General features: G+C 43.3%; 16 protein-coding genes. 11 read left to right on the plus strand and 5 right to left on the minus strand.

Translation table 11 applies throughout. The annotated features are described in order from the left end of the window. Nucleotides 1-8 precede the first annotated feature (8 nt). Nucleotides 9-383, minus strand: coding sequence for a hypothetical protein (locus ACLVWP_RS08445; protein WP_413561303.1), 375 nt, complete (start codon nt 381-383; stop codon nt 9-11). Nucleotides 384-566: 183 nt separating this feature from the next. On the opposite strand from ACLVWP_RS08445, the gene ACLVWP_RS08450 reads away from it, so the two are divergent. From ACLVWP_RS08450 to ACLVWP_RS08470, 5 genes are all read left to right on the plus strand, one after another. After that, on the plus strand, nt 567-1388 hold the full coding sequence (locus tag ACLVWP_RS08450) for a hypothetical protein (protein ID WP_413561304.1): 822 nt from the start codon (nt 567-569) through the stop codon (nt 1386-1388). After that, a complete protein-coding gene (locus tag ACLVWP_RS08455) occupies nt 1388-2797 on the plus strand; it encodes a glycosyltransferase (RefSeq protein ID WP_413561305.1) in 1410 nt (469 codons plus the stop codon). The genes ACLVWP_RS08450 and ACLVWP_RS08455 overlap by 1 nt, the downstream gene beginning before the upstream one ends. Before the next feature lie 39 nt (nt 2798-2836). Next, nucleotides 2837-3142: a hypothetical protein gene (locus tag ACLVWP_RS08460; protein ID WP_413561307.1), complete on the plus strand. Its 306-nt coding sequence runs from the start codon at nt 2837-2839 to the stop codon at nt 3140-3142. Continuing rightward, nucleotides 3139-4158, plus strand: coding sequence for an NAD-dependent epimerase/dehydratase family protein (locus ACLVWP_RS08465; RefSeq protein WP_413561308.1), 1020 nt, complete (start codon nt 3139-3141; stop codon nt 4156-4158). Before ACLVWP_RS08460 ends, ACLVWP_RS08465 begins: the two co-directional genes overlap by 4 nt. Before the next feature lie 92 nt (nt 4159-4250). Then, complete coding sequence (locus ACLVWP_RS08470) at nt 4251-4979, plus strand: trypsin-like serine peptidase (protein ID WP_413561310.1); 729 nt, start codon at nt 4251-4253, stop codon at nt 4977-4979. Here the strand turns inward: ACLVWP_RS08470 and ACLVWP_RS08475 are convergent. After that, entirely contained in the window at nt 4976-5689 is a 714-nt protein-coding gene (locus tag ACLVWP_RS08475; protein ID WP_413561312.1) for a glycosyltransferase, read from the minus strand. The genes ACLVWP_RS08470 and ACLVWP_RS08475 overlap by 4 nt on opposite strands. Before the next feature lie 74 nt (nt 5690-5763). On the opposite strand from ACLVWP_RS08475, the gene ACLVWP_RS08480 reads away from it, so the two are divergent. Together ACLVWP_RS08480 and ACLVWP_RS08485 are read left to right on the plus strand one after the other, a co-directional pair. Continuing rightward, the gene (locus tag ACLVWP_RS08480) at nt 5764-7224 is read left to right on the plus strand and encodes an MBOAT family O-acyltransferase (protein ID WP_413561314.1); all 1461 of its coding nucleotides are present in this window, start codon (nt 5764-5766) and stop codon (nt 7222-7224) included. A gap of 9 nt (nt 7225-7233) precedes the next feature. After that, nucleotides 7234-8259, plus strand: a complete 1026-nt coding sequence (locus ACLVWP_RS08485; RefSeq protein WP_413561315.1) for a hypothetical protein — start codon at nt 7234-7236, stop codon at nt 8257-8259. Here ACLVWP_RS08485 and ACLVWP_RS08490 read toward each other — a convergent pair. The 3 genes from ACLVWP_RS08490 to ACLVWP_RS08500 are packed head-to-tail and all read right to left on the minus strand — an operon-like array spanning nt 8256 to nt 11688. After that, nucleotides 8256-9008 carry a glycosyltransferase family 2 protein gene (locus ACLVWP_RS08490; RefSeq protein ID WP_413561576.1) on the minus strand — a complete coding sequence of 251 codons (753 nt, stop codon included), beginning with the start codon at nt 9006-9008 and terminating at the stop codon, nt 8256-8258. The genes ACLVWP_RS08485 and ACLVWP_RS08490 overlap by 4 nt on opposite strands. A 13-nt stretch (nt 9009-9021) precedes the next feature. Beyond that, a complete protein-coding gene (locus ACLVWP_RS08495; RefSeq protein WP_413561316.1) occupies nt 9022-10512 on the minus strand; it encodes an ArnT family glycosyltransferase in 1491 nt (496 codons plus the stop codon). A 3-nt stretch (nt 10513-10515) separates the two neighbouring features. Next, complete coding sequence (locus tag ACLVWP_RS08500; RefSeq protein ID WP_413561318.1) at nt 10516-11688, minus strand: glycosyltransferase family 4 protein; 1173 nt, start codon at nt 11686-11688, stop codon at nt 10516-10518. Nucleotides 11689-11914: 226 nt separating this feature from the next. Here ACLVWP_RS08500 and ACLVWP_RS08505 point away from each other — a divergent pair, with 226 nt between their 5' ends. The 4 genes from ACLVWP_RS08505 to ACLVWP_RS08520 are packed head-to-tail and all read left to right on the plus strand — an operon-like array spanning nt 11915 to nt 17069. Beyond that, on the plus strand, nt 11915-13339 hold the full coding sequence (locus tag ACLVWP_RS08505; protein WP_413561320.1) for a hypothetical protein: 1425 nt from the start codon (nt 11915-11917) through the stop codon (nt 13337-13339). Beyond that, nucleotides 13336-14910 (plus strand): GMC oxidoreductase, encoded by a 1575-nt coding sequence (locus ACLVWP_RS08510; RefSeq protein ID WP_413561321.1) that lies wholly within the window; start codon nt 13336-13338, stop codon nt 14908-14910. The genes ACLVWP_RS08505 and ACLVWP_RS08510 overlap by 4 nt, the downstream gene beginning before the upstream one ends. Beyond that, complete coding sequence (locus ACLVWP_RS08515; RefSeq protein WP_413561322.1) at nt 14907-15620, plus strand: SDR family NAD(P)-dependent oxidoreductase; 714 nt, start codon at nt 14907-14909, stop codon at nt 15618-15620. Before ACLVWP_RS08510 ends, ACLVWP_RS08515 begins: the two co-directional genes overlap by 4 nt. 6 nt (nt 15621-15626) lie before the next feature. Continuing rightward, a complete protein-coding gene (locus ACLVWP_RS08520; RefSeq protein ID WP_413561324.1) occupies nt 15627-17069 on the plus strand; it encodes a UbiA family prenyltransferase in 1443 nt (480 codons plus the stop codon). Nucleotides 17070-17084 lie beyond the last annotated feature (15 nt).

Raw genomic sequence — 17084 nt, forward strand, 5'->3', positions numbered from 1 at the left:
AGGAAGCTCTAAGCTTCCTTTTTTTCCATTCGGACTACGCGAGCACAACTTTGACAGATTTCGGTTACGGGCCAATTCAATTCGCCTTTACCTACTTTGATTTCTGTTCCGCAGTGAGGGCAGGCTGTTTGACCGCTTAGCACTTGTCCTTCGGACATGTAGCCTTTTCTGGCAAAGAAAAATCCTAGAAAGAAAAATAGCGGCACCAGCACAAAGTGAAAGACGGGGATGAGGATCGATAAAATCGAAAGACCCCACCAGATCGCAAGCTTCTTAAGAGCCGTGCGGGTTTTGTCTGCAGGATTAAAAACTTTGATTTCAAGATAACCACTGGTGTGGCGATCATCCATGACATTTGATTCGATTTCTATTCTTTCACTCATGCCATCAACGTTACTCCTAACAAATGATAAATGATATACGCGGCGTTTCGATGCGAACAATCATACTAAGAGTTGCTAACTAATTTGTATTCCAACAACTGCCATGGACTTTCCTGCGTGTAACTCCTCTTTGGATTTCTCTTCCTTTAATTTCAGTTCTTCGTCACTCAGATCGGAGAATAAATGAAGAAAGTTTCTCTTAGAATATTAAGCGCAGTTTTGCTGTTAATCTCGACTCACACAAATGCTCAGTCCCAAGGCGGTGATATTGAAGCCGCAGGTCCTGACGTGGCCTCCAGAATTTCCATGCCGGCAGAGTCGGCGAGTTCAATCTTAAGTAAAGGTTTCTTCGATTTGTATTCGGAAAGCAGCTATTATTACGACTACGATTTCGTCACGGATTCTCGTCTGCGATACTATCAGCCACTTCGCAATTTAGGATCTGTGGGTTTATCTGCCTATGTCGGTGCAAACATCCAGTATCAATCTCCAGGTGCTCTCGGTAAATACTATGACAATACTTTTAACCCGAATGTGGGTTTGCAATTTCAATTTGTTCCCGGAGTAAAGCTACAAACCCAAATAGGTTATCGTTCGACGATGGCGGTGAATGATCAACCCCAAACCACAACCTGGGATCCTCGCATGATTTTCAGTGCAGGTCGTTTGTGGATGTTAGGGATGACTCAAAATTTTAGCGAGGGATATCTCGAGTCGTCATATGTGCCGCGCTTAGATCCAACACCCGTGACGCTAGTATGGTGGAAGCAGGGTTACCGTTGGTTTGCTCATCCAAAAATTTCTTTAGATGCTTACGGTGAAGTTTATCAACGAGTCAGCAACAGTGATGACTTAGGTCCCACGATGACTGAATGGCGTGCTGGTGGGCGCACCACATGGTCCGAGAAATCATGGAGCGTAAGTGCACTGGTCTATCATCCCTTTCAAAAGCATGTGTCTAATGGAGAGCTAGAAGGCTTACTTGCTCTCGGAGGTCAGTTCTAATGACTTCACTTGGATTTGCAGATCTTTTTTCAACATTGACGTACATCGTAGTGATCGCAACCAGTATTTTTATTCTGGATGATCTATTTATTGATCTTATCGCTTTCCTTAAAAGACTTCGCCCAACGATTTTAAGTCCTTCGGCTCTAAAAGAAATGAAGGAGCTTCCCCAGAAACATATCGCGATCATGATCGCAAATTGGAAGGAATACGAGGTCATTGGTCCCATGATTCGCGGAAATATTCGTGGGATTGATTATGATAACTATACTTTCTTTCTGGGTGTTTACCCTAATGATACAGAGACTTGGCAGGAGGCCTCACGCTTAGAAAAAGCATATCCTGATAAGGTTGTCGTGGTGGTGAATTCAGAGCCGGGGCCAACCTCTAAGGGACAGATGCTGAACGAAATCGCTCGCCAGATTATTGCATCTGAAGAAGTCACTGGAAAAACCATGGACCTTCTTTTGTTGCAAGATTCGGAAGATGTCGTTCATCCTCACGCCTTTACGCTTTTAAACTATTCAAGCTTGGAAGCAGACTTTATTCAAATCCCTGTATTTTCATTTGATGTTCCAAAGACATCCTTAGTCGGTGGAGTCTATATTGACGAATTCAGCGAGTCCCACACCAAGGATCTTTTGGTTCGTCAGGCGATGGGGGCGGCAATTCCCTCGGCAGGCGTGGGAACTTGCATCTCTCGGGAGTTTGTAAAAACCATGATGTCTTTGCAAGATGGACAGTTAATGAAGGAAGACACTCTCACAGAAGACTATCATCTAGGAATTATCGCAAAACCTTTAGGATTTAAATCCAAATTCGTCTGCGCTGAAATTTTCCACGAGGACGGTCACAAGGAATTTATCGCCACTCGTGAATATTTCCCGAATAAATTTGCAGCCAGTGTTCGTCAGAAGTCTCGTTGGACTCTCGGGATTGCTTATCAGGGACTTGATAATATTCAGTGGAATGGAAGTATTGTAGATAAGTATTTCCTGCTTCGAGATCGTAAAGGGCCTGCGTGCAGTGTGCTGACGGTTCTCTCTTTGGTAGTGCTTTTTGGAATGATCGGTCTGCAGTTGATGGATGGCGAAATACCGCCGCTTTTACAGACGGAGTTCTTTTCAGTACTTTTGATGTTTAATGCAGGAGCAATGTTTTTAAGAATCCTTCAAAGAATGTCGGCTGTTCATCGGGTGAATGATTTTAGTCAAGCGATGATGGTGCCAGCTCGTTGGCTTGTCGCCAATGCCGTGAATGTATTAGCTTCACTTAAAGCACATCGCCAGTACCGGGAAAGTCAGCGCACCGGAAAACGTCCCGTATGGATTAAAACAGACCACCAGATGCCAGCTCATTTCGGAATGGATCTTTCCGAGGTCGAGGTGGTCCCAGGTCTAGCTGAATAAGCTCTTGAATGTCATGCATCCCTTTTCTAGAATAAAGGGATGCAATCATTTCATTCTGACAAATATTTTATTCGTGAATCCATGTTCAATCTTGTTGAGCTTTCATTGCTTGCGCGTATGTATGAAGAGCACTGCGTTCCTGCATCAGGTACGGGTGTTTTGAACAAAGCTTCGTTGTCTCAGACTTTACTTAAGATGAAAGCAACAGAAGGTAACGGTCAACTTCGCGTGGCTATTCACGATACGGATCCTGTGGGTTTTTTCTGGCAATATGAAGGCAATGAAACTCTTTGGGTGCATCCTACTCATCGCGGTGAAGGTGTTGAGCAAGGGCTTCGTGGATGATCTCTGAATCCTGGAAAGGGCGCCGAGTTTTCATAACTGGGCACACAGGATTTCGCGGCAGTCATTTGGCGGCGGCTTTAAAACAAGCCGGCGCTCAAGTATTCGGATACTCTCTTTCTCCTACAACCAATCCCAGTTATTTTGAAGTCGCAAATGTCGCACAAGGCATGACATCAACGTTTGGTGATGTTCGTGATGGATTGTCTTTAAAGTCCGCTTTGGAGTATTCAGAAGCCGAAGTGGTCTTTCACTTAGCCGGTGGCGGTGGGTTGCGTGATTCTTGGGATATGGTTCCTGAGACCTATGCCTCTCAAGTGATGGGCACAATCAATTTATTTGAGTCCTTGCGAGAAACAGCGACGGTGCGTGCTGTGGTGTTGTTATCTTCAGACAAGGTTTATCGCTCTAAGCGCTCTGCGAATGAGCCTGCCGTCGAAACAGATCCTCTCGCAGGAAGTTCTCCGGCTGCGACAGCTAAGGCATGTACGGATTTGATTCTTGAGTCCTATTTGAACAGCGTTTTTTCTCCTGACAAATATAATAAGCACAAGATTGCTTTGGCCTCGGCTCGAATGGGGGCGGTGATCGGCGGGGGAGATTTTTCTCCTGAAAGTTTCATCTGGCAACTGGCGCAAGCGACTCAGGCAGGATTGGATTTGCCTCTGAAAAATCCAAGTTCTTTAAGACCTTGGATGCATGTCGATGATGCTGTAAATGCTTTAGTGACGTTGGCGGAGGGGCTACTTTCTCAAGGCCCGAAGGCTGCTGGCGTTTGGAATTTTGGTCCAACGGGTGCTTATCAAGCGACCGTGGGGCAGGTCGCAGAAGCTTTTAAAGGTGGCTACCAAGGCCGAGGCGTTGCGATGGATTCTGGGGTGGGATCAACTGACGGTTTATCTGTGCACGGCTTACTCAATAGCGATAAGGCGACTATGGAATTAGGATGGCAGCTGCAAATCAAACTGCCTGAAGTGATCCAGAAAACAGCCTTGTGGTATCGCGACTATTTCGGATAAGTAATAGTCGCCTCTCGAATAATTTTCAAAATCCTAGGGCTGTTTAGCCCTCCCATGGACAATTCACAGTGGATGCCTCAAAACTGTGGTCTATGAAAAACTTAGTTCTGTTCGTTCTTTTGATGAGTTCGGTATGCACTCAAGCCTCTGTTGTGGGTGAGCTTAGTCGTATGCCTGTTTCTGATACGACAAGTGCTGCATTCCGCATGATTGGTCAGATCGAAAACTTTTGTACTGGGACTATGATTTCCCCGCGCTTAGTGCTGACAGCTGCTCACTGTGTTTATGATCAGGGTGCTAAATCTTGGATGCCTGTGACTAAATTCACACCTGCACGCAGTGAGGGCTATGAACCCTATGGAAGTGCCAATGTTGAAATGATTCACGTGCCGCAAACGTATTTGCAAGGTGATGATACACAAGACATCGCGATTTTGGTTTTGAAAGAACCGATTGGATTAAAAACGGGCTGGCTAAAAATCGGTTGGGACCTGCAAGGTTTTGTTTCGCACACTTCGATCTTGGGTGGTTACAAAGCTGCTGGGACAATAACGGGATATCCTGGTGATAAATCTCAAGGCAGTATGTGGATCGCTGCTTGTGATTTCTATGTTCCCAATGTCTTGCCGTTGTTGCCTCAGTATAGCTGTGATACGTTTGGTGGCATGAGTGGCAGTGCTATTATCGTAGCAGGTCCTCAAGGGGAAAGTCTTATTGTTGGCGTTCATACGAAGGGTCACCAGGTTTTCAATTCTGGGGTTTTATTAACCAGAGGGAATAAGGAATTCCTTCAGCAAGTGATGGCGGCTTATCCGCTTTAAGATTTAAGATATTTTTTGCGGATCTTTAGAACTTCCCAGAAGACTCTGAAGATCTCGCGGTGAATTTTCACTTTAGATCCGGGGACATCTTTCCATACAGTCACCGGGTACTCGATCACGACGAAATTTTTTAGTCTTAGTAAAATCTCGACATCAAAAACCCATTTGCCGATGAACTTTTCAGAAAATGCCGTTTGAATTGTGCTTGGACGGAAAAGTTTGGCTCCGCACTGGGAATCATAGCTTTTAATTTTTAGCAGTTCTCCCACAAGGGTTGCGAAGCCACGTCCTAAATAATGGCGTAGCTGCGATCTTTGTACGTCAGCGCCTAGGCGATAAACGCGGCTGCACCAAATCGAATCGATGTGTCCATACAGGCTTGCATATTGAAGCATCTTAGAAAGCTCACTCAACGGCGTTGCTAAGTCCGCGTCCCAAAAGCCAATCCAAGTGAATCGCTCTGAATTAGATAGTTTTTGAACTTCCAGCATACCACGACGTACGGCTTCGGCTTTTCCGCCATTTTTTTCAAGGCGGACCAGGTGAATATGGGGGTGAGTTTTCGCGTGCTTTGCAATCATCTGCGCGGTTTGGTCTTTGGAGCCGTCATCAACAAAGAAAAACTCCAAGCCTTGATTCTGGATCTTCAAAAACTCATCAATTTGTAGACGTTTTTCTTCGTTGTAGCAGGGGATTATCAAAGCGATCATAACACTATGATTCAATTAGTTGGGGGAAAGCACAACTAACCAATGTTATGCCTTGATGCTCAGCATAATCCCTTATGAAAGTTGGAATCCCCGCAAAGCTCTTTTATAGTTTCGCGGCCATGCTATTTAATTCGTACTCGTTCTTATTCTTATTTTTGCCGCTCACTTTGTTGGGCTATTATCTGATTACGAAAAAGAACCTTCAGTTGTGGTTCTTATTTTTCTCAAGCGTGGTGTTTTATGCCTACTGGAGTAAAACCTACGTTTTCCTTTTACTCTTTACAGTTGCCCTAGATTTCTACTTAGCCAAAGGAATTTACTACGCTCGCACGCAAAGAATGCGCAAAGGTCTTTTGCTGACCAGTGTGATTTCGAATCTATCGATTCTGGGATTCTTTAAGTATTACAACTTCTTTGCAGAGTCTGTGAATGGAGTGTTTCAAGGTGCGGGTGTTTCTCAAGAGATGCTGCCTCATCTTGCTCTGGTGCTGCCAATTGGTATTTCCTTTTACACATTTCAGTCGATGTCCTATGTGATCGACGTTTATCGTAAAACTTCAGATGCTCACGCTAACTTGTTGGAATTTGCGGGCTATGTAACGTTGTTTCCACATCAAATCTCAGGTCCGTTAGTTCGTCATAACGTGATCGTTCCCCAGCTCGAGGCCTCTGAAACATATTTCTTTAAGGCCGAAAACTTTTGGAAGGGCTGTTACTTCTTTATCTTTGGTCTGACTAAAAAGATGCTTGTCGCGGATCGCTTGGCGATCGTGATCGATCCTATGATCGGTAGTATGGCGCAGCTCTCGACGGGAGAGGCGTGGCTTGCGATGGTGGGTTACACCATGCAGTTGTATTTTGATTTTAGCGGTTATTCGGATATGGCCGTGGGCTTGGGGCTCATGATGAATATCCAGTTCCCGCAAAACTTCAATTCTCCGTACAAAGCTAAGTCGATTACCGAATTCTGGCAAAAGTGGCATATCAGTTTGTCGGCATGGCTTCGTGATTATCTGTATATTTCTTTGGGTGGAAATCGCGCGGGGAAACTTAAGACCTATCGAAATTTGTTCCTGACTATGGTAATCGGCGGATTATGGCATGGAGCTGCTTGGACCTATGTGGTCTGGGGTTGTATGCACGGTGGATTGTTGCTTATCGAGCGTTTCTTTACAAATCGCGGTTGGGACATCTTTAGATTTAAGCATCTAAAGTGGGGTTTGACTTTCCTAGCTGTGAACGTGGCTTGGGTATTCTTTAGAGCGCCGGATTTGCATACGGCGGGGCTGTGGCTTTCAAAAGTGTTCATGTTGAATGGAGATGTGAGTTGGGATGTGATGTTTATCGCGACCAAACACAAAGATCGTTTCTTTGCAGCATTAGCGTTGGCCTTGCCGATTGCTCTGTTTGCTCGCAATACCTGGGAAATTAAGTTCAAGCCGACGGCATGGCGTGTCCTTCTGTTGGCTTTTATGTTTGTGATTTGTCTAACCTACATGGGCGAGGAATCTCCATTCCTCTATTTCCAATTCTAGGGGGATTGAATGCCGTCTTTGAAAGCCCTCTATTTGTTACTTTTCTCAATCGTTGTTCTATTGGGTGGAATCGCTTTGTTTAATTATAAGGTGGATCCTCGTTGCTATTATAGCTGTCCTGAGGTGGACCTTCAGAAGTCCAGTGTGAATACCTATTATAAAACAGCTCAAACGATTGTTGCTCATCCTGAGGCAGAACAATTGATTTTAGGTTCTTCAAGAGCGCAGACTACACCGCCACAATGGGTGGAGCAGGTGACTGGGTTAAAAACGATCAATGGTGCGACTGAAGGCGCTGAGGTCATGACTAAGATTATTTTTAGTAACATGGCGAAAGAAAAAACAAAGCTTAAAAGAGTTATTTGGTTTGCGGATTACTTTGAGCTTATTTCTGAAAATGTCGATGGCAATATCAAAAATACAGAAGCACTTCGTCAGTATTTGCCTACAGAGTCGGGAATAGCTAACCCTTGGATCACGGCTTCTCACTGGCAGTCGCTTATTGACCACAATACGACTGAAGCTTCTCTTTTTCATCTGCAGCACATGCGAAGCACAAAAATTGATAATGGTCCGGGCAGCGATTTATACGAGGACTGCATGAAGCCGGATTATAAAGGAAAAGAAACCCCTGAGAGTCTGGCGCGTGAAGTTCAGATGCTATATCAAAACTATGTAACTGGGCCGATTAAATATCCACAAAGTGAAAGTGCGTGGAATCGTCTCGTTGAGCAGGTCTCGAAGTTGAAGGGCGAGGGGATTGAAGTCGTCGTTGTGATCATTCCTTATAATCCAGTATTTTTACAAAAGCTAAAAATCGAGCATTTTGATATTTACGAACATCATGAGAAATGGATTCAGAAGCTGAAAAATCTATCCGAAGGTTTAAATGCTAAAGTAAAGGTATACGATACATTTAACGGTATTGATGGTGATGATGGATCGCCTAAGTATTGGAACGATGGAGTGCACTTTACGTGCTACGGATCTATGAAGTTGATCGAACCAATTTTGAAGGAGCTTCAGCAAAACTAGCTAGGGCGGTGATGACTTTTGCAGACAAACAGCACGCTAAGTGTTTCGCGAATTGTCCACCAGACTCGCATTTTCGATTCACTTAGTTTTTTGTCATAACGTAGAGTAAATGGTATTTCACAGCATTGCGCTTTTTGTCGATCGCAGACCATCAGCAACTCGACCATACAAGCGAAGCTTCTTTTTTTGAAAGTATAGCCACTAATTTTTTGAAAAAGTGATCCTCTGTAAACTCGAAATCCGCAGGAATAGTCACGGATATTTGTTACCCGCCCTGCGAGGCGGAAAAGATACGACATGACTAAGGACATAAGCTGGCGATGATAAGGTACGCCTTCTACAGTGCTTCCATTTTGAAAGCGCGATGCTACGATCAGATCATAACCAAGATTCAATTTTTCAAGCATAGGCTCAAAAAACTCTGGTGGATGAGAGTTGTCTCCATCCAATAGGCCCACGGCATAAAGTGTCTCTGGGGACTGTTCACCAGCGTCTCGAAGGCTCGTTTCCAGAGCGCCGGCAAGGCCACGATTTTCGGAATGGTGAATTGATCGGAAAAAGAGTGTATTTGCACAAGCTAAATTAATTTTCTCGGCAGTGCTGTCGTTGCTGAAATCGTTTATCCAGACCACGTTCAACTGAATGCCAGATTTGATGAGCTTTTTTTCCAAGACAATAAATGAATTTGTCATTGGCTCAATGCCATCTTCTTCGTTGTAACAAGGAACATAAACTACAAAAAGCTTCATCAAATTCCCAAATTTACCGGCTAAAGGCCCCCATTTTATCTGATGGAGGTGTTCTTTTTGTCAGACGCTCAGTTGTACAAATACTTTCGTGAGCATACAAAGTGAACGTCTGGCCAGTTAAACATAGGCGGAATCCTAGAGCAAGCATAGCAGCATGAGGCATATCCTTGATGCTGTTGTCCGCCAAAACAGCTTCTTGTGGAGTTATGTTTTTTAAAAGATCTTCTGGTGAGTGCAGGGTTGGCTCTAGATTCAAATACCAGGCGGCGTAGGAGGCAAGTCCTTCCCAGGAATGTTGGTCTCCAGGCAGAGCGCGAATTCGGATCCTTTTTAATTCGCTGAGTTCAGCGACAGTGCTGTTCATTGCGCGAATTTCATTGTCCTCACCCATATGTACTTTTTTAGAGATCAGCGTTGCTGCGACAAAGATGGTTAGCAAGGTGATGCACAATCCTCGAGCAAATTTGTCTGCATTCATTTTCTTAAAAAGCGAAGAACAACCCACTCCGGCCAGAATTGCAATCCATGGAAATGAGGGAACTAAATACTGATTGTATTCTTTATTAGTAAATCCATAAACCAGGCTGTGAACAACTATCTGTCCTAGGCATAGGATTATGAAGGGAGTTGTGTTTGTAGCTTTTGAAGCACGACTTTTAAAATATTTAAAAACTCCAATAAACATAGCTATGAAGAAAACATGTGAACGGAAGAAGAGTTCTCTAATATACCAAGTTACATTGGCTTTTTCTGTGTAAACACGCGCCATTTCGGCGGCATTGACTTCACGGCGAAGAGAGTACCAAGAAAAGAATTCGCGGTGATGGAGGTTGTAAAACAGTCCGTCAAATAGTGCGATCGGTAGTAAGGCACTGACTGCCAAAAGTGCCATCTCGGAAAGGCGCAGTCTTTGATAAAGGATGTAAATGGCAATTGGCAAAAGCGCCATAGCAGCCAGTCCTTTTGATAGAAGGGCGGCAGAGAAGAACAACCCACTCAATGCTAGCTTTATCTTTGAGCGGTCATCTAGAAAGGACTCGAAAGTGGCAATTCCCAACATAGTGAATCCCACCATGCCCATATCAAGCCAGCCTGAACTTGTGAAATTCATGAAGGTATTGGTGAGCAATAAGGCGAGTACAGAGAAGACGGCACTAGTGGCATCGAACTTTTTCTGACTTAGCCAATAAGTACAAAAAATCGCAATTACACCTAGGATGCTAGCGGGGAGACGTAAAATCTGCGCGCTGATGCCGAACAACCAAAAGCATAGAGCCTGAAACCAAATAATTAGAGGTGGATGGTCGACAAATGGATCAAAGGCTCCGACGCCCAGGCGAAAATTCAAAGGACTCTGGCCATTCACGATGTTCGCTGCGAAAGCACCGTAGGTCGTCGAGCTTAATCCAATACCTGGCTCCCAGAACTTCAAGAATACTGCAAAGAAAGCCGTCAAGAAGACAAAGTAGTGAATTTGCGGGATGGATTTAAAATACTTTATCAAGGGTTAGTCCTTCTTTGTTTTATTCACGAGAGATTTGTAGATCTTCACGGTTTCGGCAGCGCATTTATCCCAGGTGAACTGAGCAGCCTGAGTGCGCCCCTTTGCAATGAGTGACTGTCGCATTTCTTCGGAATTGAAAAGTGTGGTTACCGCCGTGGCTATTTCTTTTGGATTCGTCGGCGAGGCGTGCAAGGCTGCATCGCCAGTGATTTCCTTTAAGACACCTTCATTAGACGTAATAACAGGGCATCCGAGCGTCATGGCTTCAAGGACAGGAATGCCGAATCCTTCATAGAGACTAGGAAAAACAAAAGCAGTGGCATTTTTAAATAGATTCACTACTTGGTTGTTGGGAACATAGTTTAAATGGATCACTTTGTCGGGATAAGGAAAATGCGCTAATTCTTTTTTGATTTCATCCGCTCCGAAACCCCAAGTTCCAGCTAGGATTAGATTCAGCTTGTGACCTTGATCACAAAGTAATTTAAAGGCGTGCAAAACTGTAATCGGATTTTTTCTTTTTTCTAATGTACCTAAGAACAGCACATACTTTTCTTCTTTAGAGATCACCGGTGTAACTTGCGGAGGATAGGCTCTGTCACATCCTAGGTAAGTAAGGTGAGTTTTTTGTTTTAGCTCAGGAAAGTGTTTTAAAACTTCTGATCGAGTGAATTCAGAATTGACAATGACAGCGTCTAATTTGGATTGAAGAGCTTTGGTTAATGATCGAATACCCATCTCATAAAACTGGAGGCTATTATACGAGCGCTCAAAGACGACCATGTCATGGACTGTTATGACTCGTGGGAGAAATGCATTCATGGAGAGCTTAAAGTCGGGACCATGATAGAGGGCATTTTTTTCGTTAAAACCTGTCCACGGCCAAAGAAGTTTAATCTTTGACTTTATGAATTGCTCAAGTTTTCCGCGCTTTTTGAAACGGGATAATTTTAAAACAGGAATAACTTTTAACTCGGGATTTTTGTTCAACCTCTCCAAGAGTTGCAGCATGTACACACCTACACCAGTTATTTTCTCTGGATTAAGAGTGCTGACATCAAAGAAGATCGTTATGGGTAATTGCTGCAAAGTGTTGTCCTTGGAGGCGTTATTGTATTTATATTGGGTCGCACAGAGGCAAGGGGCAAGGATAGAAAGATTCGTTCTGCATTGCATTCCATTGGATATTGGAATGTTCTAAGGTACATTTCGGGCTTTGGAAAAACGATTGTATTTCAATGATTTTTAATGGTTACGTGGATCGACTTCAGATTTTGGTAGGAATTAGATAATGCCCATCTCCTCGCTTTTGATTAATTTTGTTTTGATGATGCTCGTCGGGATTTGGCTAAGACGCTTTCAAGGGTGTCGCGCGTTCTTTTTTTCCCTTATTAAGATTTCGATGTGGTCATCAATCGTTTGGATTTTGCTCACAGGAATTGGATATCTCTTTACTCCGTTATTTTTTGATCATGCAGAAGTGAATATTGTTGCGGTGGCGAGTTACTGGCTTCAGGGGCATCCAATTTACACTTCGCTAGATTCAGTCTCCAGATATTCGTTGCTCTATGGGCCGTGGCCTTATTTGGTAAATGCTGTTTTTTTGAAAATGGGCGAGGCCATATATTTTCTCGGTAAACTACCCGGGATATTAAATCTATTAGTATTGCTTATAGGATTTTATTTCAGTTTGGGAAATATTCCTCGCTTATCACGTATCTTGGGGCTTGGGGCTTTAAGTGCGGTACTTCTTGGATATTACAATATCAGTTATTGGAATAGACCGGATTCATATCTGGTTACCTATACTTTTTTGGCGCTTGCTCTGGTTATCCTAAATAACAGAATCGGCGATCTTGCGACATATCTGGGGGTAGGCTTGCTTGCAGGGCTTGCTGCAAATTGCAAGCTTCATGGTGTGCTCTATTTTTTACCTGTAGTGGTTTACTTTCTTGAAGACTCAAAAAAGAAAATTAATTGGCTGTATTTCATTTCGGCAGCCATCCTGTCTCTACTGGGGCTTGTACTCCCGTTTGCATTGAATAATGTGGGGGGAGCACATTATCTACAATGGTTGCAGATGGCTTCCAAGCACGGTGTTGATATGTTGGCTTTTGTTAAAAATATCACCTTCATCGGATGCTTTATTTTACTCTTGGCAGTGTTGGGTTTTCAGCGAAAGTACAAGTGGACTTTCATTTCTCTGATTGGGGCTGGGATTATTGTGGGGTTAGCGGCAAGTAAGCCTGGGTCCGGCAGTCATCACTTTATGCCATTTTTACCGATGATTTTGTTTTTTGCTATTCAAACTTATTGGGCAATGTCATCGACGGACAAGACGCGTTTGAGTTATGTTTGGGCGGCGTTTCTTTTAACGATGTCACTAAACGCATTCAACCGTCAAAAAAGAGTTTTAGAGTTGTTTAAGCAAACTCCTATGAGGTATGCGGAACTCCATGACTTTGAAGGTATTCTGGCAAATGTCGCTGGTCCTCTCGAAATGGGGCTTGCTGATATTAAGAGCTACGAGTCCACTTTCTTTAAATTAAGTGCAATTGCCAATAGCCGCGGTTTCCTTTTTGATGGCACTGGATTAATGGACATGCACGCAAGTGCGATGGATATTCCTTCGACGACTCTAGAACACATCAAGAGCTGCATGACACCATACTTCGTATTTCCAAAGGGTGGTGAACCATGGAGCATTATTAGTTATTACGATGACAAGCCGCTATTTTCGCAAAGTTTTATAGAGGTATTCAATTCCACTTATCATAAAGAGCGTGAAACAGAGTATTACGCTTTGTATTCATGTGCTAAGAAATGAGTAAGCAGATCTACCAAAACATAATCGTAGGGTCCGGACCAGCAGCATATGCGACAGTGAATGCGCTGCTAGGTCAAGGGCAGTCTTTTTTGATTTTGGATGGTGGACTAACTTTGTCTTCCGATCGTCAGCAGATAGTCGATCGGATGTCGAATCAGAATCCGCTGAACTGGAGCAATAAGGATATTGCCGACATTTTTCCTACGGCCAAAACTTCGAAATCAGGTGTCGAGAATAGGAATGTCTTTGGTTCTGGCTACATATATACCCAGCCTGAAAATTCTCTGAAAATTTTTAATGAAAACTCGGAAGCTTGTGTCAGCTATGCTCGTGGTGGATTTTCCAATATTTGGGGTGCTGCAGTTTTACCCTTCAATAAGGATGATTTGCGCGATTGGCCTATTAATTATGAAGAAATGCAGGACGCTTATAATAGGGTTGTAAAGTATCTTCATATCACTGGAAACAATGATCAGTTGCAGACTGAGTTCCCTCTGCAACCTCCCTATGGTTGGAAAAGCCCATCAATGAGTTTGGCTGCAAAAAATCTAAGAGAAGCTGTCACCCTCAAACATAAGAATACAGGCGTCTTATGGGGGCGGGCTCGCTTGGCCGTAGACGTTTTCGAAGGTCAGCATAAATGCCGAGAGTGTGGAACCTGCCTTGAAGGGTGTGTATATGGTTCCATCTTTAGTGGTGGAGCTTCCTGGGGGGCAGAGTTAGTAAGGGATCACTACAGAGGTGGAATAATAGTAAAGTCTTTTGTCGAGCATGCCGATTGTGTTGAGATAGTTTGCCAAGATATCAACAGTAATTTGCAAGAGACGTTCATGGCTAAGAGGCTTTTTCTGGCTGCTGGAGCCATTGGGTCAGCCGCTATTGTTGCAAGATCCTCAAAACTGCAGGGGAAACCTTTGCGCCTTTTGGATGCGCAGTATTTCTTTCTACCGGGCTTGGTATCCAAGAAAAGAACGCACGAGAAATACCAACGCAGATTTACTTTGGCGGATTTGTTTTTCGAAGTAAAAAGCCACAGCGCTCTCTATTGGACACATTTTCAAGCTTACGGATTTAATCATATTTTCAAGCAGGCCATCTGGCAGACTATTCCAAAGATTCTACAGCGAAGTTTCGTTGAAAAATTTCTTCAAGAAAGATTTGTCTTGTTTCAAGGCTTTATGAATTCCGAATATTCTGCTGAGATGTCGATGACAGTGAGTGACGGATCAATTCATTTTAAGCGTGAAAAAGGGATGCAAATATGGAAGATGTACGCGGCCATTTTTCGTCTACAGCGCTATCTAGGGTTTAGTTGTATTTTATTTTTCTTTATGAGTAAGGCCGTTAAAGCCGCTCGGAGTTATCACATTGGCGGGACTTTCCCGATGTCGAAAAAACAGGATGGAGAATACTCTGATCAATGGGGTAGACCTATGGGATTGAAGAAAGTTTTTTTGATGGACGCGTCCTGTTTCCCTACGATTCCGGCGACAACGTATGCTTTATCAGTCATGGCTCATGCGGATAGAGTTGTTAATCAATTAAAGAATTTATCTGGAGACCAGTTATGAGAACTGTATTAATTACGGGCGTCGGTAGTGGCCTCGGTAAAGCTCTGATGCATACTTTTTTAAAAAAAGGATACCGAGTCCTAGGTATTTGTAGATCCGATCTGAATTCCAATCAAAAAGAATTGCAAATATTCAAGGCGGATCTCGGAGATCCCCTGCAGGTTCAGCGTTTGGCTGAGCAAATTCCCTGGGGAAGCGTTGACTTGTTGGTTAATAATGCAGGCTATTCTATGGCGGGCTCGTTCATGGAGTTATCTCAAGAAGATATCCATGGCATCAGCCAGGTTAATTATCTAACTCCTCTTAAGTTAATGAAAGATTATCTCACTGGAAGGCCTTCAGGAGGAATGATCGTAAATATATCTTCGATGACTGCTTTGATTCCTATGCCTCGTAATGGGGCTTATTCTGCCGCAAAGGGGGCATTGTCGATCTCCACTGAAATTCTTAGAAGAGAACTTAACGACTCATGGAAAATTATAGAAGTTTGCCCCGTCACAATTGCAACTCCCTTTCATCAGAAAATGGGAAGTGCTTCAAAGACATCCGGTGCTCTTCATTTAGATCCCGAACAGTTGTCAGAAAGAATTGTAGTTCGTTGTGAGAGTGGAGTTTCGGGCGGATATTTTCCGGATCTTGTTAGTAAGATATTAGGTTTGTGTAGTATGCGTCTTGGTTTTTTGTTATCCAGAATTCTTTTTAGAAAATAAGTGCCTATGAAAGATTTTAATCATTTTTATGATCAGAACAAGATTGATGCAGAAGCATTGGTTTTTGTCGATCTAGATCAAACCTTCATTAAGACAGATGTGCTGTGGGAGGCATTATTAGTATTGATGAAGCAGAAGCCCATAACTTTGTTTTTAATTCCATTTTGGTTTTTACAGGGGCGTCTGAGTTTTAAAAAAAAGGTGTTTTCAGGCATCGAGGAGTTCCAATTCAATTTGCCAGTGAATGATGATGTGTTGGAAGTCTTGTCTTATCTGAAAGGCAAAGGTCATAAGCTAATCATGGTTTCGGCGTCCCTGAATGAAATTGTCAGCAGGGTTTGCGAACGACATCCTATTTTTGATGAGGTCTACGGATCAATCGATGTTAATCTCAAAGGAAAAAATAAAGCGGATTTGATTGTTAAAAAAGCCGCCGATAAAGAATGGTTTTATTTTGGTGATTCGACCAGCGACATCGAGATTTGGAAGCATGCGAATTGGAAAGTTGTGATTTCTGATTCGCAGTCACTTATTGATAAGATGCAGTCGCAGCAATCATTTATCTTGCCACGTTCGAAACGCGGTATTGGTAAACTTCTTAAAAAACAGCTGAGGATACATCAATGGGCCAAGAATGCGTTGATCTTTATACCTCTCATGGCCTCCCATTCTTTTTTCGATTCAAAGGCATGGCTGTCTTCAATCGGAACTTTTTTTGCATTTAGCTTTTTGGCGTCATCTATATATGTCTTGAATGATATGATGGATCTGTCTGCAGATCGACTGCATCAGGTAAAAAAACACAGACCTCTTGCCTCGGGTGATCTTTCTATTTTGACGGGTTCAAGCGTTGCGATTGCGTTGATCGTGAGTGCATTTGTGTTAGCAGCACTATTAAGCCCGGCACTTCTTGTGATTCTTTTCTGCTACATGGCTTTGAATGTTTTTTACTCCTTCGGAGGGAAGTCCCTTTTAATTCTTGATGTGGTTTTGTTGGCGTCCATGTACTCAATGAGGATTTTGGCCGGGAATGCGGCGACCGACATTCCTGTGTCGCCTTGGTTGCTGGGTTTTTCAACCTTCTTTTTCCTAGGGTTGGCCTTTATGAAAAGGACGTCAGAGTTAGTAATGGCACCCGAAGCTCTTATTCATGGACGAGCGTACTTAAAATCTGATTTACCTGCGGTGCTTTGTATGGGAGTGGCAAGCTCACTTATCTCGATGCTAGTGCTGGTTTTATATTTTGATAGTGAGCAGGTGCGAGTGATTTATAGAAATTCACTGACTTTGTGGATCATGTTGCCGCTATTTTTATATTGGGTCTGTCGTACATGGATTTTGGCGTTTCGAGGAGAGGTCAGTTCAGATCCCGTTCTGTACGTAATGAAAGATAAGATTAGTTGGGCAATTTTAGCAGCTATCGGGGTGATTTTCTTTTTCGCCTTATAGAGCAGATTATGCTTT

Origin of the sequence: Bdellovibrio sp. HCB209 (assembly GCF_047306065.1) — a bacterium.
GTDB lineage: Bacteria > Bdellovibrionota > Bdellovibrionia > Bdellovibrionales > Bdellovibrionaceae > Bdellovibrio.

What these genes read in the sequence shown, in the direction of transcription:
- ACLVWP_RS08445 (WP_413561303.1), bottom strand. Translation starts at nt 383, where the DNA reads ATGAGTGAAAGAATAGAAATCGAATCAAATGTCATGGATGATCGCCAC.
- ACLVWP_RS08450 (WP_413561304.1), top strand. Translation starts at nt 567, where the DNA reads ATGAAGAAAGTTTCTCTTAGAATATTAAGCGCAGTTTTGCTGTTAATC.
- ACLVWP_RS08455 (WP_413561305.1), top strand. Translation starts at nt 1,388, where the DNA reads ATGACTTCACTTGGATTTGCAGATCTTTTTTCAACATTGACGTACATC.
- ACLVWP_RS08460 (WP_413561307.1), top strand. Translation starts at nt 2,837, where the DNA reads ATGCAATCATTTCATTCTGACAAATATTTTATTCGTGAATCCATGTTC.
- ACLVWP_RS08465 (WP_413561308.1), top strand. Translation starts at nt 3,139, where the DNA reads ATGATCTCTGAATCCTGGAAAGGGCGCCGAGTTTTCATAACTGGGCAC.
- ACLVWP_RS08470 (WP_413561310.1), top strand. Translation starts at nt 4,251, where the DNA reads ATGAAAAACTTAGTTCTGTTCGTTCTTTTGATGAGTTCGGTATGCACT.
- ACLVWP_RS08475 (WP_413561312.1), bottom strand. Translation starts at nt 5,689, where the DNA reads ATGATCGCTTTGATAATCCCCTGCTACAACGAAGAAAAACGTCTACAA.
- ACLVWP_RS08480 (WP_413561314.1), top strand. Translation starts at nt 5,764, where the DNA reads ATGAAAGTTGGAATCCCCGCAAAGCTCTTTTATAGTTTCGCGGCCATG.
- ACLVWP_RS08485 (WP_413561315.1), top strand. Translation starts at nt 7,234, where the DNA reads ATGCCGTCTTTGAAAGCCCTCTATTTGTTACTTTTCTCAATCGTTGTT.
- ACLVWP_RS08490 (WP_413561576.1), bottom strand. Translation starts at nt 9,008, where the DNA reads ATGAAGCTTTTTGTAGTTTATGTTCCTTGTTACAACGAAGAAGATGGC.
- ACLVWP_RS08500 (WP_413561318.1), bottom strand. Translation starts at nt 11,688, where the DNA reads ATGCAATGCAGAACGAATCTTTCTATCCTTGCCCCTTGCCTCTGTGCG.
- ACLVWP_RS08505 (WP_413561320.1), top strand. Translation starts at nt 11,915, where the DNA reads ATGTGGTCATCAATCGTTTGGATTTTGCTCACAGGAATTGGATATCTC.
- ACLVWP_RS08510 (WP_413561321.1), top strand. Translation starts at nt 13,336, where the DNA reads ATGAGTAAGCAGATCTACCAAAACATAATCGTAGGGTCCGGACCAGCA.
- ACLVWP_RS08515 (WP_413561322.1), top strand. Translation starts at nt 14,907, where the DNA reads ATGAGAACTGTATTAATTACGGGCGTCGGTAGTGGCCTCGGTAAAGCT.
- ACLVWP_RS08520 (WP_413561324.1), top strand. Translation starts at nt 15,627, where the DNA reads ATGAAAGATTTTAATCATTTTTATGATCAGAACAAGATTGATGCAGAA.